Source organism: Streptomyces sp. NPDC057438 (assembly GCF_042802995.1).
Taxonomy (GTDB): domain Bacteria; phylum Actinomycetota; class Actinomycetes; order Streptomycetales; family Streptomycetaceae; genus Streptomyces.
In genome coordinates this window covers 17543-37647 of record NZ_JBHVDD010000093.1, presented here as the reverse complement: position 1 = coordinate 37647, position 20105 = coordinate 17543, and the positions used below count along the sequence as shown (strand labels likewise).

Here is a 20105-nt window from a genome sequence, read left to right as displayed (position 1 = left end):
GGGCGGGCGCGGGGGCAGCCTGGGCCGGGGCAGCGGCGGCGGGCGCCGGGGCCGGGGCGGCCGGAGCAGCCGCCGGAGCGGCACCCGGGGCGCCGATGACGGCCAGCTTGGCGCCGACCTCGGCGGTCTCGTCCTCGGCGACCGTGATCTCCAGGAGCACACCGGAGGTGGGCGCCGGGATCTCGGTGTCGACCTTGTCGGTGGAGACCTCCAGCAGCGGCTCGTCGGCCTCGACGGAGTCGCCGACCTCCTTCAGCCAGCGGGTGACGGTGCCCTCGGTGACGGACTCGCCGAGCGCCGGGAGGACCACGTCGGTGCCCTCGGCGGAGCCGTCGCCGGTGGCCGCCTCGGCGGTCGGGGCCGGGGCGGGGGCCTCCTGCTCGGTGGAGGGCGCGGCCGCGGCGGGCTCGGGGGCCGCGGCCGGGGCCTCCTCCGCGGCGGGGGCCGGGGCGGCGGCGGGCGTGCCCGAGCCGTCGTCGATCAGGGCCAGCTCGGCGCCGACCTCGACCGTCTCGTCCTCGGCGACCTTGATGGAGGCCAGGATGCCCGCGGCGGGGGAGGGGATCTCGGTGTCGACCTTGTCGGTCGAGACCTCGAGCAGCGGCTCGTCGGCCTCTACGCGCTCACCCTCGGCCTTCAGCCAGCGGGTGACAGTGCCCTCGGTGACGCTCTCGCCGAGCGCCGGAAGGGTTACGGAAACCGCCATGGTTTCTGTTGCTCCTTAACGAATTGCGGAAGTCTGGATCGTCGCTTCGTCGACCGAGGGGTCAGTCGTGCGAGTGCAGCGGCTTGCCCGCGAGGGCCAGGTGGGCCTCGCCGAGCGCCTCGTTCTGCGTCGGGTGGGCGTGGATGAGCTGGGCGACCTCGGAGGGCAGCGCTTCCCAGTTGTAGATCAGCTGGGCCTCACCGACCTGCTCGCCCATGCGGTCGCCGACCATGTGGACGCCGACCACGGCACCGTCCTTGACCTGCACGAGCTTGATCTCGCCCGCGGTCTGGAGGATCTTGCTCTTGCCGTTGCCCGCGAGGTTGTACTTCAGAGCGACGACCTTGTCCGCACCGTAGATCTCCTTGGCCTTGGCCTCGGTGATGCCCACGGAGGCGACCTCGGGGTGGCAGTACGTCACCCGCGGCACACCGTCGTAGTCGATCGGAACGGTCTTCAGGCCGGCCAGACGCTCCGCCACCAGGATGCCCTCGGCGAAGCCGACGTGCGCGAGCTGGAGCGTCGGGACCAGGTCACCGACGGCGGAGATGGTCGGGACGTTGGTCCGCATGTACTCGTCGACCAGGACGTAGCCGCGGTCCATGGCGACGCCCTGCTCCTCGTAGCCGAGACCGGCGGAGACGGGCCCGCGGCCGACGGCCACCAGCAGCAGCTCGGCCTCGAACTCCTTGCCGTCGGCGAGGGTGACCTTGACACCGTCCTGGGTGTACTCGGCCTTCGAGAAGAAGGTGCCCAGGTTGAACTTGATGCCGCGCTTGCGGAAGGCGCGCTCAAGAAGCTTGGAGGAGTTCTCGTCCTCGAGGGGGGCGAGGTGCTTCAGCCCCTCGATGATCGTGATGTCGGTGCCGAAGGACTTCCAGGCGGAGGCGAACTCGACGCCGATGACGCCGCCGCCGAGGACGATCGCCGACTTCGGGACCCGGTCCAGGACGAGGGCGTGGTCCGAGGAGATGATGCGGTTGCCGTCGATCTCCAGGCCCGGCAGCGACTTCGGCACGGAGCCGGTCGCCAGCAGGACGTGACGGCCCTGGATGCGCTGGCCGCCCACATCGACGGAGGTCGGGGAGGACAGCCGGCCCTCACCCTCGATGTAGGTGACCTTGCGGGAGGCGATGAGCCCCTGCAGACCCTTGTACAGGCCGGAGATCACACCGTCCTTGTACTTGTGCACGGCGGGCACGTCGATGCCCTCGAAGGTGGCCTTCACACCGAACTGCTCGCTCTCGCGGGCCTGGTCGGCGATCTCGCCCGCGTGGAGCAGGGCCTTCGTGGGAATGCATCCCCGGTGCAGGCAGGTGCCGCCGACCTTGTCCTTCTCGATCAGGGCGACGTCCAGGCCCAGCTGGGCCCCGCGCAGGGCCGCGGCGTAACCACCGCTACCACCGCCGAGGATCACTAGGTCGAAAACGGTGCTGGCGTCGTTCGCCACGTCACGTCCTCCATGCATGTGCGCCGTACGCCGGTCGTCCGAGACCCGCGCGGCGGCTGGTGTCCGGCCGCTCTTCTTCGGCCCTGTGGTGGGGGCCCTGTCCTGCCGAGCCCCATCTTCGCACTTGTCGCGGGCGAACGAGACGCCGGGCCGGGGTGTGAGACACCACACGCTCAGATGTGACGGAGGCGCGCCCCGAAGGGGCGCGGGGAACTGCGCGACCAGTCCCCACGCCCCCGCACTCGCCGTACCACCGGCCGGATCGAGCCGCTAGGCGGACATCACCCCAGGTCGCCGGAGGCGGCCCGCTCGGCCAGCCGCACCAGCGTCCGCACGGCGGTCCCGGTGCCGCCCTTGGGCGTGTACCCGAAGGGCCCGCCCTCGTTGAACGCCGGCCCCGCGATGTCCAGGTGCGCCCAGGTGATCCCCTCGCCCACGAACTCCTTCAGGAACAACCCGGCGACGAGCCCGCCGCCGTACCGCTCACCCATGTTCGCGATGTCGGCGGTCGGCGAGTCCATGCCCTTGCGCAGGTGGTCCGGCAGCGGCATCGGCCACGCCGGCTCGCCGGACTCCTCCGCCGCCTCGTGCACCGCGGAGCGGAACGCGTCGTCGTTGGCCATGATCCCGAAGGTCCGGTTGCCCAGTGCCAGCATCATCGCCCCGGTCAGCGTCGCCACGTCGACGATCGCGTCCGGCTTGTCCTCGGACGCCTTGGCGAGCGCGTCGGCCAGGACCAGACGGCCCTCGGCGTCGGTGTTCAGCACCTCCACCGTCTTGCCGCTGTACATGCGCAGCACGTCACCCGGGCGGGTGGCGGAGCCGGACGGCATGTTCTCGGCGAGGGCGAGCCAGCCCGTGACGTTGACCTCCAGCTTGAGCCGGGCGGCGGCGACGACCGCGGCGAACACGGCGGCCGCACCGCTCATGTCGCACTTCATCGTCTCGTTGTGCCCGGCGGGCTTGAGCGAGATGCCGCCCGAGTCGTAGGTGATGCCCTTGCCGACGAACGCCAGGTGCTTCTTCGCCTTGGAGCTGGTGTACGACAGCTGCACCAGCCGGGGCGTGGCCGCGGAGCCCGCGCCGACGCCGAGGATGCCGCCGTAGCCGCCCTTGGCGAGCGCCTTCTCGTCCAGGACGGTCACCTTGATGCCGTGCTCCTTGGCCGCGGTCTGGGCGACGGCGGCGAAGGCTTCAGGGTCGAGGTCGTTCGGCGGGGTGTTGATGAGGTCGCGGGCGCGGTTCAGCTCCTCGCTCACCGCGGTCGCGCGCTCGGCGGCGGCCTTGTGGGCCTTGTCGCGCGGCTTCGCGCCGAGCAGGACGACATCGGCGAGCGGCCCCTTGCCGTCCTTCGCCTTCGGGTCCTTGGCGTTGTTCTTGTAGGCGTCGAAGGAGTACGCGCCGAGCAGCGCGCCCTCGGCGACGGCGCCCACGGCGTCGGCGTCCCCGACGGGCAGCGCGAACGCGGCCTTCTTCGTCCCGGACAGGGCGCGGGCCGCGGCACCGGCCGCACGGCGCAGCGCCTCCGCGCCGAACGCGCCGTCCTTCTCGGGCACCGCGCCCAGGCCCACCGCCACCACGAGCGGCGCCTTGAAGCCGGACGGCGCGGGCAGCTTCGTCACCTCGCCCTCCGCGCCCGAGGCGCCGAGGGTCTCCAGGAGGCCGGCGAGCTTGCCGTCGTAGGCCTTGTCCACGGCTTCGGCGCCCGGCGCAACGACCAGGCCCCCAGGCCGAGATGCAGAGCCCTTCGCGACACCGACCACGAGCGCGTCGGCGCGGAGGCCGGGCGCGGCGGCGGTGCTGAGAGTGAGAGCAGTCACGGTGGTGAAATCTCGCTTCCGATTGAGTTTCGGTGGCCGAACGGATGGGTCGACGTGCCGAGAACGAGCCTAGGCCCTTGTTCGGCCCATCGGACCTGGGGCGGGGGCCGGTCGCGCGCTCACCGTCCGTGCGGCGTCCGCTGCGACCAGCCTCCCCGACTTTGCGCTCCGGGCGTGCAGGGAGATCCCCATGTCTCAGAGATAGGGGGATCCCTTATCGCCCTGACCGGGGCGCATTTGGGGGTCTGCGCGCGCAGCACCCGGCGTGAGGGATCATCACGGGTACGCCGTCGCACGCCCTGGAGCCCACCCGATGAGCCGCGCCCCCGCCCGCAGCGCCCTGTTGTCCCTGCTCCTGCTGACAGCGGGATGCGCCACCGACCACGACGGCACCGGCGAGGAGCGGGGCGCCCCCTGGCGGCCGGAACCGGGCACGCAGTGGCAGTGGCAGCTCAGCGGGCGGCTGGACACCTCCGTCGACGTCCCCGTGTACGACATCGACGGCTTCGACCAGTCCGCCGACACGGTCGCCGGGCTGCACGACGACGGCCGCAAGGTCATCTGCTACCTGTCGACCGGGGCCTGGGAGGACTGGCGCCCGGACGCCGGGGAGTTCCCGAAGTCGGTCCTGGGGAAGGGCAACGGCTGGGACGGCGAGCGCTGGCTCGACATCCGCGAGACCGGCATCCTCGAACCCCTGATGGCCGCCCGCATCGACATGTGCGCGGAGAAGGGCTTCGACGCGGTCGAGCCCGACAACATGGACGGCTACCGCAACCGGACGGGCTTCCCCCTCACGGCCGCCGACCAGCTCCGCTACAACCGTCTCGTCGCCCGCCTGGCCCACGAACGCGGCCTCGCCGTCGGCCTGAAGAACGACCTCGACCAGATACCGGAACTCGTGGACGACTTCGACTTCGCCGTCAACGAACAGTGCGCCCAGTTCGAGGAGTGCGACGACCTGACCCCGTTCATCGAGGCCGGCAAGGCCGTCTTCCACGTCGAGTACGAGATGCGGACGGCGGACTTCTGCCCCGAGGCCCGGCGTCTGGAACTCAGTTCGCTGCTGAAGAAGTGGGACCTCGGGGTGTGGCGGAAAGCCTGCTGACCACCCCGGGCGGCTTCCCTCGGATCACCCCAGGGCAAGGACGACGAGGGCCGCCGTCGCCGCCGTCTCCGCCAGAGCGCCGAAGACATCACCGGTGACACCGCCGAACCGCCGCACGCAGTGACGGAGCAGCAGCTCGGCGGCACCGCAGGCGACGACGACCGCGAGGACCGCGCGGCCCGGCTCCCAGGACCCGAGGAGCGCTCCCGCGCCCGCCGCCGCGCACCCGACCAGGGCGGCCACGAGCAGCGCGGACCGTACCGGCACCACCCCCGCCACCGCCGCCCCCAGCCCCTCCGGCCGGGCCGGAGGGACGCCGGCGCGCGCGGCCAGGGTCAGGGCCAGCCGCGCGGCGGTCGCCGAAACGGCCGTCGCGAGTACACCCAGCGCCCAGGACTCGTCGTACGCCTGGGTGAGCGCGGCCGCCTGGGCCAGCAGCACCAGCACGAGGGTGACGACCCCGAACGGCCCGATGTCCGACTGCTTCATGATCCGCAGGGCGTCCTCGGCGGGCCTGCCGCTGCCCAGCCCGTCGGCCGTGTCGGCGAGCCCGTCCAGATGCAGGCCCCGGGTGAGGGCGGCCGGTACGGCGACGGAGGCCACGGCGGCGAGCGGCGGCCCGGCGCCCAGGAGCAGCAGAAGCCCGCCGAGCACGGCCGCGCCCAGGCCGACGACCAGGCCGGCGACCGGTGCGCACAGCATCCCGGCGCGCGCGGCCTCCCGATCCCAGCGGCGCACGGTCACCGGCAGCACGGTCAGGGTGCCGAACGCGAAACGCGGACCGTCGAGGAGCGCGGGGCGGGGCGGGACGGGGGGCTCGGGGGTCGTGGACACCGGCGCAGGCTACCCGGCACGGCCGGCGGCCCTCGGCGGCGGCCGGAGGCGGTGGTGGATAAAGTTCGCATATGGGTCATTGGTGGGAGCGGAACATCATCGAGCCGGGCAAGCTTCCCCTGCTCCTCGCACTCACCGCGTTCGTCCTGACGTTCCTGATCACCCGGGTCATCACCCGCCTCATCCGCGCGGGCAAGGGCCCCTTCCGCAACATCAGCGGCAGCGGCGGGGTGCACATCCACCACGTCGTCCCCGGCGTCGTCCTCACCGTCGTCGGCGGCTTCGGTTCGGTGGCCGGCGACGGGCACGGCTTCGGCGCCCTCGTCTCCGCCGTGCTGTTCGGCATGGGGGTCGGCCTGGTGCTGGACGAGTTCGCGCTGATCCTCCACCTGGACGACGTCTACTGGAGCGAGGAGGGCCGCCAGAGCGTCGAGATGGTCGTCCTGACGGCGGCCCTGGTGGGCCTGCTGCTGCTCGGCTTCCTGCCCTTCGGCGTCAACGACCTCGACGAGGAGGAACTGCAGGACCGGGGGGCGGTCATGCTCAGCATGGGGACGAACTTCCTCATCGCCCTGGTCGCCCTCGCCAAGGGCAAGGCGCGCACGGCGATCTTCGGGGTGGTCATCCCGGTCATCGCCGTCGTCGGCGCGATCCGCCTGGCCCGCCCCACCTCCGCCTGGGCCCGCCGCTTCTACCGCCGCCGTCCGCGGGCCCGTGCCCGTTCCTGGAAGCGGGCGTACCGTCACGACCGCCGCTGGATCGGCCCCAGCCGACGCCTTCAGGACTGGCTCGGCGGCACCCCGGACGCCGCACCGGCACTGGAGTCCGCCGCCCGCCCCGCGCTCCCCGCCGGTCCGCCGCATTCCGCCGGTCCGCCGCGTCCGTCTGACTCGTCAGGTCCGTCTGATCCGTCACGTCCGTCGGATCCTTCCGGGCGCGCGGGCCCGCAGGAGCCGCCTGGCCCGGCCGAGCGGCCGGAGCGCCGCTGACGTGCGGCCACGGTCCCGCACACCAGCAGCACCGCCGCGATCGCCGCAAGATGCTCCTTGCCCGCGAGGTTCTCCTTCACCAGCACCTCGACGATCATCGCCACCACGACCGCGCCCGCCGTGACGTACGCCCGGTGCCGCCACCCGACGAACACCGCGAGTCCCACCACGGCCGCCGACGGTCCGGTGTCCACGACCCCTGCGTCCGACGCGGGCAGCCCCACGAAGAACACGTCCGGCCCGAGGGCGATGCCCACGCGCGCGTACAGCGTGCCGGCCAGCGTGGCGGCGTACGCGATCGCCAGCGTCCGCCACCGGCCCAGCGCGATCTCCGCGATCCCGAACACGATCAGGATCTGCGCCAGCGCACCCCACACGGGCAGATCCAGCGCCGGTACGAAGAGGGAGAGCGGCGTCCGCAGCAGCGCGAGCCCGAGCGGGTCCTCGGCCCGCACGGCACCGACGTTCTCGATGAACCGGTAGCCCCAGGGCTGCCGGTGCACCAGGTGCACGACCGTCGCGAGGCAGACGGCGGCGAGCGTCATGGGGACGGCCCGCAGGCGCCGGGCCGCCAGGGCCGGGCGCAGGACCCCGTACAGGGGCCCCCATTCGGCCCGGGCCAGGCGGGCGGCCCTGTTCAACGGTCCGTCCTCATGCGTGCGACCTCGTCCGTGCGACTGCGACAACCCGGCGGGCCGTGTCGCCCGCCGTGTTCGAAGACCGGCCGGGACGGTGCGAAGTTGGGCGGGGCCGGAGTGATCCCGGTCTCTCCGGCCCGCTCGACCCTTCGCGCGTGAGGGCTCAGGGGTGCGACCGGCCCCCGCTCACCCGCACCCGAAGAACCGACCCCCCGCGCCGAGGCTCAGGTCGCGTCGTACTCCACGGCCGGCTTCACCGATTCGGACTCGGCCGAGACCGGCTCCGCCGGGTCCGGTTCCCGCTCGGGCAGCTCCGCCGCCAACGCCGCCGCCGCCCGCACCAGCGGCAGCGCCAGCAGCGCCCCCGCCCCTTCCCCGACCTTCACGCCGTGGTCGAGCAGCGGCTCGATGGCCATCCGGTCCAGGGCCTTGGCCTGGGCGGGCTCCCCGCTGCTCTGCCCGGCCAGCCACCAGTCCGGCGCGCGGAAGGCCACCCGCTGGGCGACCAGCGCGCTCGCCGCCGACACCACACCGTCCAGGATCACCGGCATCTTCCGCACCGCGCTCTGCAGCAGGAACCCGGTCATCGCCGCCAGGTCCGCCCCGCCCACGGTGGCGAGCAGTTGCAGCTGGTCGCCGAGCACCGGCCGGGCCCGCCGCAGGGCGTCCCGGACCGCCGCGCACTTGCGCATCCACGCCAGGTCGTCGATCGCCCGGCCGCCCCGCCCGGTGACGACGGACGCGTCGGTCCCGCACAGCCCGGCCACGAGGACGGCCGCCGCCGTGGTCCCGCCGACGCTGACATCACCGAGGACGACGAGGTCGGTTCCGGAGTCCGCCTCCTCGTCCGCGAGGGCGACACCCACCCGGAACGCGGCCTCCGCCTCCTCGGCCGTCAGCGCGTCCTCGACATCGATCCGTCCGGACCCGCGCCGCACCCGATGCCGTACGACCTCCGCGGGCAGCGCCTCGGGATCGCAGTCCAGCGCGAGGTCCACCACGCGGACGGGTACGTCGAGCTGCCGGGCCAGCACCGCCACCGGGCTGCTCCCGTCGAGAACGGCCCGCACCAACTCCTCCGCGGTGCCCGCGGCCCGCGCGGAGACGCCGAGTCCGGCGACCCCGTGGTCGCCCGCGAACAGCAGCACACGGGCCCGGCCGATCGGCCGCACCGGTACGGCCGACTGCGCCGCCGCCAGCCACTCACCCAGTTCGTCGAGGCGGCCCAGCGCCCCGGGCGGCACGGTCTGCCGCTCCCGCCGCGCCTCGGCGTCGCGGCGCACCCCGCCGTCGGGGCGCTCGATCAGATCGGTGAAGTCGTCGAGATTAAGCGAGCTCATTCGCCGAACAGTACCGGCAGGGATCGAACACGACCGCGCCACACCGTGCCCCCGCGGCGTCCGTACGTCCCACCGCGCCACGGGCACGTCATTGCGCCCGGGATCCCCCTCGCGTACGTACCTTTTTGGGGCGAATGTCCGTACGTCGTCGCCCCTGTCGCGTACGGGATCCCGTCGTTCCCAGGAGCCGCCATGCCCCCCACCCCGCGGCCGGAGCCCGGCCGACCCGCCACGGGAGCCGACCCCTTCCACGAACCGCGCCGGGACGACTGCCCCTGGTGCGGCTCACGGCAGTTGCGCACCCGGGTGCGTGCGCCGGAGGGCAGGCGGCGCACGCCGGGCACGTTCGTGGTGGACGAGTGCCGGGACTGCGCGCACGCTTTCCAGAACCCCCGGCCCACCGCGGACGGCCTGCTGCTCGGAGAGCGCCGGCACCCCGCGGAGGACGACGATCGGGCCGAACGCGACGGGCACCGGCGCCGTGGACACCACTTGGGCGCCGCCCGCGCGCTGCCGGCGTACGCCGAACCGGAGAGCTGGCTGGACGTCGGCACCGGACACGGTCACTTCCCGCAGGCAGCGCGGGCCGTCCACCCGTACACCTCCTTCGACGGCCTCGACCCGACCCGGCGCGTCCAACGGGCCTGGGAGGAGGGGCGGGTGGAGGAGGCGTACCAGGGTCTGCTCACCGACCCGGAGATCACCGCACGGCTGCGCGCCCGCTACGACGTGGTCAGCATGCTCCACCACCTCGAACACACCGCCGACCCCCGCGAGGAACTCCGCGCCGCCCACGCCGTGCTGCGCCCCGGCGGCCATCTCCTCCTCGAAGTCCCGGCCCCCGTCCGCCCGTTCGGCACGCTACCGCTCGCCGACCGCCGCTACTGGAGGCCGCGCGACCGGCCCCGCCCCCTCCACCTGATGCCCCTGCGCAACCTGCTCACCGAACTGCGCGCCCTGGGCTACGAGATCCTCGCCGCCCGCTCCTGCGCCCCGTTCCCGCCCCGCGCCCACCGCGTCCTCGCGCGCCGCACAGCACCCCAAGCGCCCGCGTAGGCTCCCGCGCCTCTTTCCTCACCCCCGGAGGGACAGGGCCTGCCCCGCCACCACCAGCAGCACGTGCTCGCACTGCGCCCCGAAGGCCGCGTTGAGCCGTCCGAGTTCGTCGCGGAAGCGCCGGCCGGAGGCGGTGGCGGGGACGATGCCGGAACCGACCTCGTTGGAGACGGCGACCACCGTACGGCGCGTGTTCCGTACGGCGTCCGTCAGCTCGGTGACGCGCGCCCGAAGCGCGCGCTCCCCGCCGTCGGCCCACTCCGCGTCGCCCCACGCCCCCGCCTCGTCCATCGCGTCCGTCAGCCACAGCGAGAGACAGTCGATGAGCAGCGGCGCCCCGTCGTCGTCCCTCAGCAGCGGGACGAGGTCGCAGGTCTCGACCGTGCGCCAGGAACCGGGCCGCCGCTCCCGGTGGGCGGTGACCCGTGCGGCCCACTCCCCGTCGCCGCCCCGCGTCCCGCCGGTCGCCACGTAGAGCACGTCCGGGAACGCCTCCAGCCGCCGCTCGGCCTCCACCGACTTTCCCGACCGTGCCCCGCCGAGCACCAGCGTGCGGCGCGGTACGTCGGGCACGTCCTCGTAGACGCCCACCGTCAGCGTCGTCCCGTCCGGCACGGTGCGCGCGCCCGCCGCCGCGAGCCGGCGCGGCAACTCGCCGTCCGGCGGCACGTCGTGGTCGATGTGCACGGCCACGACATCGGTCGTCGGCCCGACGGCACCCGCCCTGCGCAGCCGTGCCAGCGCGTCCGGACGCCCCAGAACATCGGCGAGCACCATGTCGTAGGGCTCCGCCGCGTGCTCCTCCAGGCCGGCGGGCGCGCCCCTCGGCGGCAGATACAGCAGTCGCTGCCCGCCCGGCCCCGTCACCTCGTACCCCGTGCCCGGCGCGTCCAGGGACAGGGCCCGGACCCGGTGCCCGGTCAGCAGTGCCAGCTCCCGTCCGTCCGGCACCCGGCCCGGCTGCGGCAGCCCCGGCGGCACCTCCACGGGGGGTCCGTCGTGGGGATGGGAGAGCAGCACCTGCCGCACCGCGGTCAGGGAGTGCCCGGCGCGCGCGGCCGCGAGGGCGGCGCCCGGAGTGAGGTCGAGCAGCAGTGCGCCGTCCACGAGCAGCGCGGTCGCCCCGCGCGCGGCATCACCGAGCGCGGTCGCGCACGCCGCGCACGGGCAGTCGGGGCGGGGAAGCCCCGCGGGGGCGCCGGTGCCGAGCAAAGTCAGTTCCACGCCCCCGATTTTCGCGTGTCCCGATGAACACCCGCAGGTCTTGTGCGTCCGACTAGGCTCAGGGGAGGAACCGGATCTTGCTTGGCACCCTGTGTGCGGTGCCGGGCCGGTACTTACGGAGGCTCACATGGCGGCATGGACGTGGCGGTTCGAGAAGGCCGACGGGGCGGAGGTCCAGCCCGCGGTCCAGCCCGAGGAGTTCACGACCCAGGGGGACGCCGAGTCGTGGATCGGGGAACACTGGAAGGAACTCCTGGAGGGTGGCGCCGATCAGGTCCGTCTCTTCGAGGACACGACGGAGATCTACGGGCCGATGAGTCTGAACGCGCAGGACGCGTAGCGCTCCGCGGTGGGGCGGGGCTCCTGTCCGGGGCTCCGCCCCGATCCCCGTGGGAGGTTCGGGAGGACGGGGGTTCGTGGACCGACCACGCCCCTGCGGGCCCCAAAGCGGCAGGCTCATGCGGGCCTGAAAAGCAGGGGGCGCAGCCCCTGCTTTTCAGGGGCGCGGGGAACTGCGCGAGAAGTCCCACCGGGCCCGCGGCCGCCGACGAGACAGCCACCCCCCGAGCTCTCAGGCGCCCTCAGCCTCGCACCCCGCACAGGTGCAGCAACGCCGCCACCTGTCGATACGGATCCGTCCGCCCCGCCCGCTCCTCCGCCGCGAGCAGCACCTCCAGCTCCCCCTGACCGTCGGGGACCAGCGCGTCGTCCGCGGCCAGGTCCGTGAACACCCGCACCCCGTACCACGCGTGCAGCGGCGCCCCGATCCCCGCCAGCGCGTCCGTCAGCGTCGCCAGCCTGTCCGCCCGCACGTCCAGCCCGAGGCGGTTGCGGTACGCGGTGGTGTCGAAGGCGGCGAGTGCCCCGGCCCAGTCCCCGGCCAGCCCCGCCCGCATCGCGAGCGCGTCGCCGTTGCGGACGAGCAGCGACAGCAGCCCCCCGGGCGCCAGCATCCGTGCCAGCCCCGCCAGCAGCGCGTCCGGCTCCTCGACGTACATCAGCACCCCGTGGCAGAGCACCACGTCGAAACTGCCCGGCAGGAAGTGCACACCCGTGTCACGGCCGTCGCCCTCGACGATCCGCACCCGGCCCCGGATGCCCTCGGGCTCGGCGGCCAGTGCCTCCCGTGCGACGGCGATCAGCTTCGCCTCCCGCTCGATCCCGGTCACCGCGTGCCCGGCCCGGGCCAGCCGCAGCGCCTGTGTGCCCTGCCCCATGCCCACGTCGAGGACCCGGAGCCGCTGCCCGACCGGGAAGCGTCCGGCTATCTGTTCGTCGACCTGCCGGGAGACCAGCTCCTGGCGCACGACCTCACGCAGGGTGCCCAGCCGGTTCAGCCAGGCCTCGGCGGCACCGCCGGAGAAGGGGGTCGTGCTCAGGGCCGCTCTCCGCGCTTGACCTGCGGCTTCGGCAGCCGGAGGCGACGCATCTGGAGCGTGCGCATCAGGGCGTAGGCGACGGCGCCCTTCTTGTTCGCGTCGGGGAAGCGCTCGTTCAGCTGCTTCTTCAGACGGAAGGCGAGGCCGATGGAGTCGACCACGATCAGCACGATCACGAACAGCCACAGCAGCAGCGCGACGTTCTGCAGCGAAGCCACCCGCACCATGCTCAGTACGAGGATGAGCACCGCCAGCGGCAGGAAGAACTCCGCGATGTGGAAACGCGAGTCCACGTAGTCACGGGCGAACCTGCGCACCGGGCCCTTGTCCCGTGCGGGCAGGTAGCGCTCGTCGCCGGTGGCCAGCGCCTGGCGCTGCTTCTCCATGGCGGAGCGGCGCTCGTCGCGGGAGCGCTTGGCGGCCTCCTTGCGCGTCGTCGGCGTATTGGCGACGCTTCGACGCTGGCCTTGGGCCACACTCCGCTTGGGAGTGGGCCGGCCCTTGGGGGCCTGCGGGTGACGGGTCTGCTGGGAGTCGGTCACCGGCGCCTTGGCGGCGGCCGATTCCTTCTCGCTCTTGGCGCGGCTACGGAACACAAAACCCAAGGGTACGGGGTGCCGGGGCATGGACCCCAGCCGAGTGGGGAACGATCCGGCAACACCCGGCGTCCGTACTGGAGACAGAGGTGGGGCGAATGTGGCCGGGGGCGCCCGGGAACCGGAAAAGGGGGAGCATGGTGACGTCCGGTCCGTAGGAGGGCCGCGGTATTCCGTGGGATCGGTGCGTACGCGACCCCGGGGAACACCTACTCCCTACGCCGGAGCGCCGCCGTACACAGTCGTCCTTGGGGATGAGCGCATCGGTCCCCGAACAGTGCGGTAATAGAAGCAGGGCCCGTACTGTGGGTTCTGTCGCAGATCCTGTGAGCTGGAGTCCGTCAGAAGGGGGCGCGCGAAGCCCATGAGCGGTGTCATGAAGCGTATGGGGATGATCTTCCGCGCGAAGGCGAACAAGGCCCTTGACCGGGCCGAGGACCCGCGCGAGACCCTCGATTACTCGTACCAGAAGCAGCTGGAGCTGCTCCAGAAGGTGCGCCGCGGCGTGGCCGACGTGGCCACGTCCCGCAAGCGTCTGGAGCTCCAGCTCAACCAGCTCCAGTCCCAGTCCTCGAAGCTGGAGGACCAGGGCCGCAAGGCGCTCGCGCTCGGCCGCGAGGACCTGGCCCGTGAGGCGCTCTCGCGCCGCGCCGCGCTCCAGCAGCAGGTGACGGACCTGGAGACGCAGCACTCCACCCTCCAGGGCGAGGAGGAGAAGCTCACCCTCGCCGCGCAGCGCCTGCAGGCCAAGGTCGACGCCTTCCGCACGAAGAAGGAGACCATCAAGGCCACGTACACCGCCGCCCAGGCCCAGACCCGGATCGGTGAGGCGTTCTCCGGCATCTCCGAGGAGATGGGCGACGTCGGTCTCGCCATACAGCGTGCCGAGGACAAGACGGCGCAGCTCCAGGCCCGCGCCGGCGCCATCGACGAGCTGCTGGCCTCCGGCGCCCTCGACGACCCCTCCGGCATGCACAAGGACGACATCCAGGCCGAGCTGGACCGCCTCTCCGGCGGTACGGACGTCGAGCTGGAACTCCAGCGCATGAAGGCGGAACTGGCGGGCGGCCCGTCCGCGCAGCAGCAGGCCATCGAGGGCGGCACCGGCCAGTCGGCCCCGCAGCAGCAGTCCCAGCGGCAGGACACTCCGCGCTTCGACAAGTAGGTGTCACGCGTCCCGAGGAGGGCGACATGATCGTACGGATCATGGGGGAGGGGCAGGTGCGGCTGGACGACGCCCACTTCGCCGAGCTGAACAAGCTGGACGACGTCCTCCTGGCGGAGATGGAGGTCGGCGACGGCCCCGGCTTCCGCCACACCCTCCACGCCCTCCTGGACAAGGTCCGCGAACTGGGCACGCCGCTTTCCGACGACTCCCTCGAGCCGTCGGAGCTGATTCTCCCGGCCCCGGACGCGACCCTGGAGGAGGTCCGGGAGATGCTGAGCGACGACGGCCTGATCCCGGGGTGAACAGGGCGAGAAGCAGGGGCGCGGCCCCGCTTCTCCGGGGCGCGCGGAGCCGCGGGCAGCCCTGTCGAACCCGCACCCGTACGACACGCCCGGCCCGACCCCCGCGGCCATCCCCTCCACCGGTTCCGCCCTGGTCGGCCGACCCGTACCGTAAGCGGTCGTGAGCACCCTCCACCGAGCCAGGACCTGGCTCACGGCGCACCCCCTCGCGCTGGACGCCGCCCTCGCCCTGGGCGTCCTCGCCGCGATGGTGGCGGGCGCCTTCGTGGACCCCCACGCCGAGCACGGCGGCAGGTGGGGCGCCAGGAGCCCCGCCCCTCTCAGCATCGCGCTCATGGTGCCGGCCGCCGCCGTCCTGATCGCCCGCCGCCGCGCCCCCCTGGCCGTGCTGGCCGCCACCTCCGCCCTCACCCTCGCCGAACTGGTGACCGGCGACCCGCGCGCCCCCGTCGCGATGTCCGCCGTCATCGCCCTCTACACCGTCGCCTCCACCACCGACCGCCCCACCACCTGGCGCGTGGGCCTGCTGACGATGACCGTGCTGACGGGCACGGCCATGCTCGCCGGCCCGCTGCCCTGGTACGACCAGGAGAACATCGGCCTCTTCGCCTGGACCGGCATGGCCGCCGCTGCCGGAGACGCGGTGCGCAGCCGCCGCGACTTCGTGCACGCCATCCGGGAACGCGCCGAGCGGGCGGAGCGCACCCGCGAGGAGGAGGCCCGTCGCCGGGTCGCCGAGGAACGCCTGCGGATCGCCCGCGACCTGCACGACGTCGTCGCCCACCACATCGCCCTGGTCAACGTGCAGGCCGGGGTCGCCGCGCACGTCATGGACAAGCGGCCCGACCAGGCCAAGGAGGCCCTCGCGCACGTCCGCGAGGCCAGCCGCTCCGCACTGGGCGAACTCCGCGCCACGGTCGGCCTGCTCCGGCAGTCCGGCGACCCCGAGGCCCCCACCGAACCCGCCCCCGGCCTGGTGCGGCTCGACGAACTCGTCGGCACCTTCCGCAGCGCGGGCCTCACGGTCGAGGTGGTCCGTGCCGACGAGGGGGTGAGCCTCCCGGCGGCCGTCGACCTCGCGGCGTACCGCGTCATCCAGGAGGCGCTGACCAATGTGCACAAGCACGCGGGCGGGGCGGCGAAGGCCGAGGTCAGCGTCGTACGCGTCGGCCCGAACGTGGAGATCACGGTCCTCGACAACGGCACCGGACAGGCCGGGACGGCCGGCGAGGGCGGGACGGACGACGGCGGCGGACACGGACTCCTCGGCATGCGCGAGCGCGCCACCGCGCTGGGCGGCACCCTCACCACCGGTCCCCGCTACGGCGGCGGGTTCCGCGTCCATGCGATCCTGCCGCTCACGACCCGCACGACCGCCGCGCAGGCGGCACGACCGTGACCAGCGCCCCGGGGGACCCCGTATGACGATCCGTGTCCTGCTCGCCGACGACCAGGCCCTGCTGCGCAGCGCCTTCCGGGTGCTCGTCGACTCGGAGCCGGACATGGAGGTCGTGGGGGAGGCGTCGGACGGCGCGGAGGCGGTACGGCTCGCGAAGGAGGAGCGGGCCGACGTCGTGCTGATGGACATCCGGATGCCGGGCACCGACGGGCTGGCCGCCACCCGCCTGATCAGCGCCGATCCGACGCTCACCCGGGTCCGCGTCGTCATCCTCACCACCTTCGAGGTCGACGACTACGTCGTGCAGTCCCTGCGCGCCGGCGCGTCCGGCTTCCTCGGCAAGGGCGCCGAGCCGGAGGAACTGCTGAACGCGATCCGGGTCGCCGCCGCCGGCGACGCCCTGCTGTCGCCGACCGCGACCAAGGGCCTGATCGCCCGTTTCCTCGCCCAGCCGGACGACTCGGCCGACGGCGACCAGGGCGCCGCCCGCTCGGAGCGCCTCGCCACCCTGACCGGCCGCGAGCGCGAGGTGCTCGTCCAGGTCGCGGGTGGGCTCTCCAACGACGAGATCGCCGAGCGGCTGGAGGTCAGCCCGCTCACCGTGAAGACACACGTCAACCGGGGCATGGCCAAGCTCGGCGCCCGCGACCGGGCCCAGCTGGTGGTCTTCGCGTACGAGTCGGGCCTGGTACGACCGAAGGTGGACTGAGAGCCGCCGGGGACTACTCCACTCGGAGTATGCGCGGCATAAGGAAATGGCCCTGGGGAGCGAGGGAACGGGGGCTTCCGTGGCCGAGGGTATGGGGTGAGCGCTCACCATCGCTTCACACGAGCGACACATGGGGGATAGCAGCCGCATGTGGCACGGGCGTTCGTCCCCCGCTCACGCCACAGAAGAGAGACCCTGACCCATGTCCTGGCTGTCCCGGTTCAGCCTCGCACAACGGGCCCTCGTCGGTCTGATGTCGATCATCGCCCTCGTCTTCGGGGCGATCGCGATACCCCAGCTCAAGCAACAGCTGCTGCCCACCATCGAACTGCCCGTGGTGTCCGTCCTGGCGCCCTACCAGGGCGCGTCCCCGGACGTGGTCGAGAAGCAGGTCGTGGAGCCGATCGAGGACAGCCTCGAAGCCGTCGACGGCATCACGGGCGTCACCTCCACCGCCAGTGAGGGCAACGCCCTGATCATGGCGTCCTTCGACTACGGGCCCGGCAACGAGCAGCTCGTCGCCGACGTCCAGCAGGCCGTCAACCGGGTGCGGGCACAGCTCCCGGACGATGTGGACCCGCAGGTGATCGCGGGCTCCACGGACGACATGCCGACCGTCGTCCTCGCCGTCTCCTCCGACGAGGACCAGCAGGCCCTCGCCGACCGGCTCGACCGGACCGTCGTGCCCACGCTGAAGGACATCGACGGCGTCGGCCAGGTCACCGTCGACGGCGTGCGGGACCTCCAGGTCACGGTCACTCCCGACGAGGAGAAGCTGGCGAAGGCGGGCCTGACCACGATGGCCCTCTCACAGGCCCTCCAGGCCGGTGGTGTCACCGTTCCCGCGGGCTCCTTCGACGAGGACGGCGCCAACCGCACCGTCCAGGTCGGCGGCGGCTACACCTCGCTGGAGCAGATCGAGAACCTGAGGGTGCGCGCCGAGGGCGCCAAGAAGCCCGTACGCCTCGCCGACGTCGCGGCGGTCAAGGAGGAGCAGGCGAAGGCCGACTCCCTCACCCGTACGAACGGGGAGCCGAGCCTCGCGGTCATGGTCACCATGGACCGGAACGGCAGCGCGGTCGCCATCTCCGAGGCCGTCGAGGACAAGCTGTCCGACATGCGCCGGGACCTGGGCTCCGACGCCACCGTCACCGTGGTCAGCGACCAGGGCCCGGCGGTCTCCAAGTCCATCGACGGTCTCACCACCGAGGGCGCCCTCGGTCTCCTCTTCGCGGTCCTGGTCATCCTGGTCTTCCTGGCGTCGATCCGCTCGACCCTCGTCACGGCGGTCTCGATCCCGCTGTCGGTGGTCCTGGCGCTGATCGTCCTGTGGACCCGCGACCTCTCCCTCAACATGCTCACCCTCGGCGCGCTGACCATCGCCATCGGCCGGGTCGTCGACGACTCGATCGTGGTGCTGGAGAACATCAAGCGGCACCTCGGCTACGGCGAGGAGCGCGAGGAGGCCATCCTCAAGGCGGTCCGCGAGGTCGCCGGCGCGGTCACCTCCTCCACCCTGACCACCGTCGCGGTCTTCCTGCCGATCGGCCTCACCGGCGGCATGGTCGGCGAGCTGTTCGGCAGCTTCTCGTTGACCGTGACGGCGGCCCTGCTGGCCTCCCTCGTGGTCTCCCTGACCGTGGTCCCGGTGCTCTCGTACTGGTTCCTGCGCGCCCCGAAGGGCACGCCCGAGGACGCCGACGAGGCACGCCGCAAGGCCGAGGAGAAGGAGGCGAGGAGCCGCCTCCAGCGCTTCTACGTCCCCGTCCTGCGCTTCGCCACCCGCCGCCGGCTGACCAGTGTGGCCATCGCGGGCGTCGTGCTGATCGGCACGTTCGGCATGGCCCCGCTGCTGAAGACGAACTTCTTCGACCCGGGCGACCAGGAGGTCCTCAGCCTCAAGCAGGAGCTGAAGCCCGGCACCAGCCTCGCGGCGACCGACGAACAGACCAAGAAGGTCGAGAAGCTGCTCGCCGGCACCGAGGGCGTCAAGGACTACCAGGTCACCATCGGCTCCTCCGGCTTCATGGCCGCGTTCGGCGGTGGCACCGACACCAACCAGGCCTCGTACAGCGTCATGCTGGACGACTCGGCCACGGCCTCGGACGTCCAGGACACCATCGAGAAGGGCCTCGGCGGCCTCTCCGGGGTCGGTACGACGACCGTCGCCGTCGGCGACGCCTTCGGCAGCCAGGACCTGAGCGTGGTCGTCAAGGCCGCCGACGCCGGCGTCCTGCGCAAGGCCGCCGGGCAGGTCCGGGACGCCGTCTCGACGATGGACAACGTCACGGACGTCACCAGCGACCTCTCCCAGAGCGTGCCCCGGATCTCGGTGAAGGCCACCGACAGGGCGGCCGCGGCAGGCTTCGACGAGCAGACCCTCGGCGCGGCCGTCTCCCAGGCGGTGCGCGGCACGACGAGCGGCCGGGCCGTCCTCGACGACACCGAGCGGGACATCGTCATCAGGTCCGCGAAGCCCGCCGAGACCCTCCAGGAGCTGCGGGACCTGCGGCTGGGCGCGGTGAAGCTCGGCGACATCGCGGACGTCGCGCTGGTGGACGGCCCGGTCGCGATGACCCGGATCGACGGCCAGCGGGCCGCGACGATCACGGCGAAGCCCAAGGGCGACAACACCGGCGCGGTCAGCGCCGACCTCACCGCCAAGCTGAACGCGCTCAAGCTGCCCGAGGGTGCCACCGCCGCCATCGGCGGTGTCTCCGAGGACCAGGACGAGGCCTTCGCCTCCCTCGGCCTCGCGATGCTCGCGGCCATCGCGATCGTCTTCATGCTGCTGGTGGCGACCTTCCGGTCCCTGGTCCAGCCGCTGATCCTGCTGGTCTCCATCCCGTTCGCGGCCACCGGCGCCATCGGTCTGCTGATCGTCACCGGCACGCCCATGGGTGTCCCCGCGATGATCGGCATGCTGATGCTGATCGGCATCGTGGTGACCAACGCGATCGTGCTGATCGACCTGATCAACCAGTACCGCCGTCAGGGTTACGGCACCGTCGAGGCGGTCATCGAGGGCGGCCGCCACCGCCTCCGCCCGATCCTGATGACGGCACTGGCGACGATCTTCGCGCTGCTGCCCATGGCCCTCGGCATCACGGGTGAGGGCGGTTTCATCGCCCAGCCCCTGGCCGTGGTCGTCATCGGCGGTCTGATCACCTCGACGCTGCTGACGCTCCTGCTGGTCCCGACCCTCTACACGATGGTCGAGATCCGCAAGGAGCGCCGGGCGAAGAAGAAGGCCCTGAAGCGGGCCGGCACCCCGTCCGAGCCGGCCACGCCGGAGTCGGACGCTCAGTCGCCGGAGCCCGCGGGGGTCTGACGCGGGGCGGACACGGAACGACGAAAAGCCGGGGCGTCGCCCCGGCTTTTCGGCTT

17 protein-coding genes and 1 pseudogene are annotated in these 20105 nt (G+C 72.7%); 9 read left to right on the top strand and 9 right to left on the bottom strand.

What is annotated here, in order from left to right; translation table 11 throughout:
* The 3 genes from ACFU5F_RS35220 to ACFU5F_RS35210 form a co-directional block, all read right to left on the bottom strand.
* Positions 1–706 (bottom strand): biotin/lipoyl-containing protein (locus tag ACFU5F_RS35220; RefSeq protein ID WP_383896404.1); only part of this gene is annotated, 706 nt, incomplete at its 3' end.
* 61 nt (positions 707–767) lie between these two features.
* Positions 768–2156, bottom strand: coding sequence for a dihydrolipoyl dehydrogenase (gene lpdA, locus ACFU5F_RS35215; RefSeq protein ID WP_383896401.1), 1389 nt, complete (start codon positions 2154–2156; stop codon positions 768–770).
* A 281-nt stretch (positions 2157–2437) separates the two neighbouring features.
* A complete protein-coding gene (locus tag ACFU5F_RS35210; protein ID WP_383896398.1) occupies positions 2438–3976 on the bottom strand; it encodes a leucyl aminopeptidase in 1539 nt (512 codons plus the stop codon).
* Between the two features lie 313 nt (positions 3977–4289).
* Between ACFU5F_RS35210 and ACFU5F_RS35205 the strand changes: the two genes are divergently transcribed.
* Positions 4290–5084, top strand: a complete 795-nt coding sequence (locus ACFU5F_RS35205) for an endo alpha-1,4 polygalactosaminidase (protein ID WP_383896395.1) — start codon at positions 4290–4292, stop codon at positions 5082–5084.
* A 24-nt stretch (positions 5085–5108) separates the two neighbouring features.
* Here the strand turns inward: ACFU5F_RS35205 and ACFU5F_RS35200 are convergent, their stop codons facing one another.
* On the bottom strand, positions 5109–5918 hold the full coding sequence (locus ACFU5F_RS35200; protein ID WP_383896391.1) for an adenosylcobinamide-GDP ribazoletransferase: 810 nt from the start codon (positions 5916–5918) through the stop codon (positions 5109–5111).
* Positions 5919–5989: 71 nt separating this feature from the next.
* Between ACFU5F_RS35200 and ACFU5F_RS35195 the strand changes: the two are divergent.
* A pseudogene (locus ACFU5F_RS35195) lies at positions 5990–6733 on the top strand (hypothetical protein); the annotation flags it as partial.
* Here ACFU5F_RS35195 and ACFU5F_RS35190 read toward each other — a convergent pair.
* Complete coding sequence (locus ACFU5F_RS35190; RefSeq protein ID WP_383896388.1) at positions 6697–7548, bottom strand: hypothetical protein; 852 nt, start codon at positions 7546–7548, stop codon at positions 6697–6699. The pseudogene ACFU5F_RS35195 and the gene ACFU5F_RS35190 overlap by 37 nt on opposite strands.
* 221 nt (positions 7549–7769) lie before the next feature.
* Entirely contained in the window at positions 7770–8885 is a 1116-nt protein-coding gene (gene cobT / locus ACFU5F_RS35185; RefSeq protein WP_383896385.1) for a nicotinate-nucleotide--dimethylbenzimidazole phosphoribosyltransferase, read from the bottom strand.
* A gap of 192 nt (positions 8886–9077) precedes the next feature.
* Between cobT and ACFU5F_RS35180 the strand changes: the two genes are divergently transcribed.
* Positions 9078–9941 (top strand): class I SAM-dependent methyltransferase, encoded by an 864-nt coding sequence (locus ACFU5F_RS35180; RefSeq protein ID WP_383896382.1) that lies wholly within the window; start codon positions 9078–9080, stop codon positions 9939–9941.
* 18 nt (positions 9942–9959) lie between these two features.
* Here ACFU5F_RS35180 and ACFU5F_RS35175 read toward each other — a convergent pair whose 3' ends face one another.
* Complete coding sequence (locus ACFU5F_RS35175; protein ID WP_383896380.1) at positions 9960–11165, bottom strand: bifunctional adenosylcobinamide kinase/adenosylcobinamide-phosphate guanylyltransferase; 1206 nt, start codon at positions 11163–11165, stop codon at positions 9960–9962.
* A 127-nt stretch (positions 11166–11292) separates the two neighbouring features.
* Here ACFU5F_RS35175 and ACFU5F_RS35170 point away from each other — a divergent pair, with 127 nt between their 5' ends.
* Positions 11293–11505: a hypothetical protein gene (locus ACFU5F_RS35170; RefSeq protein WP_383896377.1), complete on the top strand. Its 213-nt coding sequence runs from the start codon at positions 11293–11295 to the stop codon at positions 11503–11505.
* 241 nt (positions 11506–11746) lie between these two features.
* On the opposite strand, the gene ACFU5F_RS35165 is transcribed toward ACFU5F_RS35170, so the two are convergent.
* Together ACFU5F_RS35165 and ACFU5F_RS35160 are read right to left on the bottom strand one after the other, a co-directional pair.
* Complete coding sequence (locus ACFU5F_RS35165) at positions 11747–12460, bottom strand: class I SAM-dependent methyltransferase (protein WP_383896406.1); 714 nt, start codon at positions 12458–12460, stop codon at positions 11747–11749.
* A gap of 80 nt (positions 12461–12540) precedes the next feature.
* The gene (locus ACFU5F_RS35160; protein ID WP_383896374.1) at positions 12541–13170 is read right to left on the bottom strand and encodes a DUF3043 domain-containing protein; all 630 of its coding nucleotides are present in this window, start codon (positions 13168–13170) and stop codon (positions 12541–12543) included.
* A gap of 334 nt (positions 13171–13504) precedes the next feature.
* Here ACFU5F_RS35160 and ACFU5F_RS35155 point away from each other — a divergent pair, with 334 nt between their 5' ends.
* The 5 genes from ACFU5F_RS35155 (at position 13505) to ACFU5F_RS35135 (ending at position 20049) form a co-directional block, all read left to right on the top strand.
* The gene (locus tag ACFU5F_RS35155) at positions 13505–14305 is read left to right on the top strand and encodes a PspA/IM30 family protein (RefSeq protein WP_060884980.1); all 801 of its coding nucleotides are present in this window, start codon (positions 13505–13507) and stop codon (positions 14303–14305) included.
* Positions 14306–14331: 26 nt separating this feature from the next.
* Positions 14332–14610, top strand: a complete 279-nt coding sequence (locus tag ACFU5F_RS35150; RefSeq protein ID WP_383896370.1) for a hypothetical protein — start codon at positions 14332–14334, stop codon at positions 14608–14610.
* A gap of 160 nt (positions 14611–14770) precedes the next feature.
* The gene (locus tag ACFU5F_RS35145; protein WP_383896367.1) at positions 14771–16009 is read left to right on the top strand and encodes a sensor histidine kinase; all 1239 of its coding nucleotides are present in this window, start codon (positions 14771–14773) and stop codon (positions 16007–16009) included.
* Between the two features lie 22 nt (positions 16010–16031).
* Positions 16032–16718, top strand: a complete 687-nt coding sequence (locus ACFU5F_RS35140) for a response regulator (RefSeq protein ID WP_383896364.1) — start codon at positions 16032–16034, stop codon at positions 16716–16718.
* Between the two features lie 202 nt (positions 16719–16920).
* Positions 16921–20049, top strand: a complete 3129-nt coding sequence (locus ACFU5F_RS35135) for an efflux RND transporter permease subunit (protein ID WP_383896361.1) — start codon at positions 16921–16923, stop codon at positions 20047–20049.
* Positions 20050–20105 lie beyond the last annotated feature (56 nt).

Bases quoted from the DNA above. Each gene is read 5' to 3' on its own strand.
- ACFU5F_RS35205 (WP_383896395.1), top strand. From the start codon at position 4,290: ATGAGCCGCGCCCCCGCCCGCAGCGCCCTGTTGTCCCTGCTCCTGCTG.
- cobT (WP_383896385.1), bottom strand. From the start codon at position 8,885: ATGAGCTCGCTTAATCTCGACGACTTCACCGATCTGATCGAGCGCCCC.
- ACFU5F_RS35180 (WP_383896382.1), top strand. From the start codon at position 9,078: ATGCCCCCCACCCCGCGGCCGGAGCCCGGCCGACCCGCCACGGGAGCC.
- ACFU5F_RS35170 (WP_383896377.1), top strand. From the start codon at position 11,293: ATGGCGGCATGGACGTGGCGGTTCGAGAAGGCCGACGGGGCGGAGGTC.
- ACFU5F_RS35160 (WP_383896374.1), bottom strand. From the start codon at position 13,170: ATGCCCCGGCACCCCGTACCCTTGGGTTTTGTGTTCCGTAGCCGCGCC.
- ACFU5F_RS35155 (WP_060884980.1), top strand. From the start codon at position 13,505: ATGAGCGGTGTCATGAAGCGTATGGGGATGATCTTCCGCGCGAAGGCG.
- ACFU5F_RS35150 (WP_383896370.1), top strand. From the start codon at position 14,332: ATGATCGTACGGATCATGGGGGAGGGGCAGGTGCGGCTGGACGACGCC.
- ACFU5F_RS35140 (WP_383896364.1), top strand. From the start codon at position 16,032: ATGACGATCCGTGTCCTGCTCGCCGACGACCAGGCCCTGCTGCGCAGC.
- ACFU5F_RS35135 (WP_383896361.1), top strand. From the start codon at position 16,921: ATGTCCTGGCTGTCCCGGTTCAGCCTCGCACAACGGGCCCTCGTCGGT.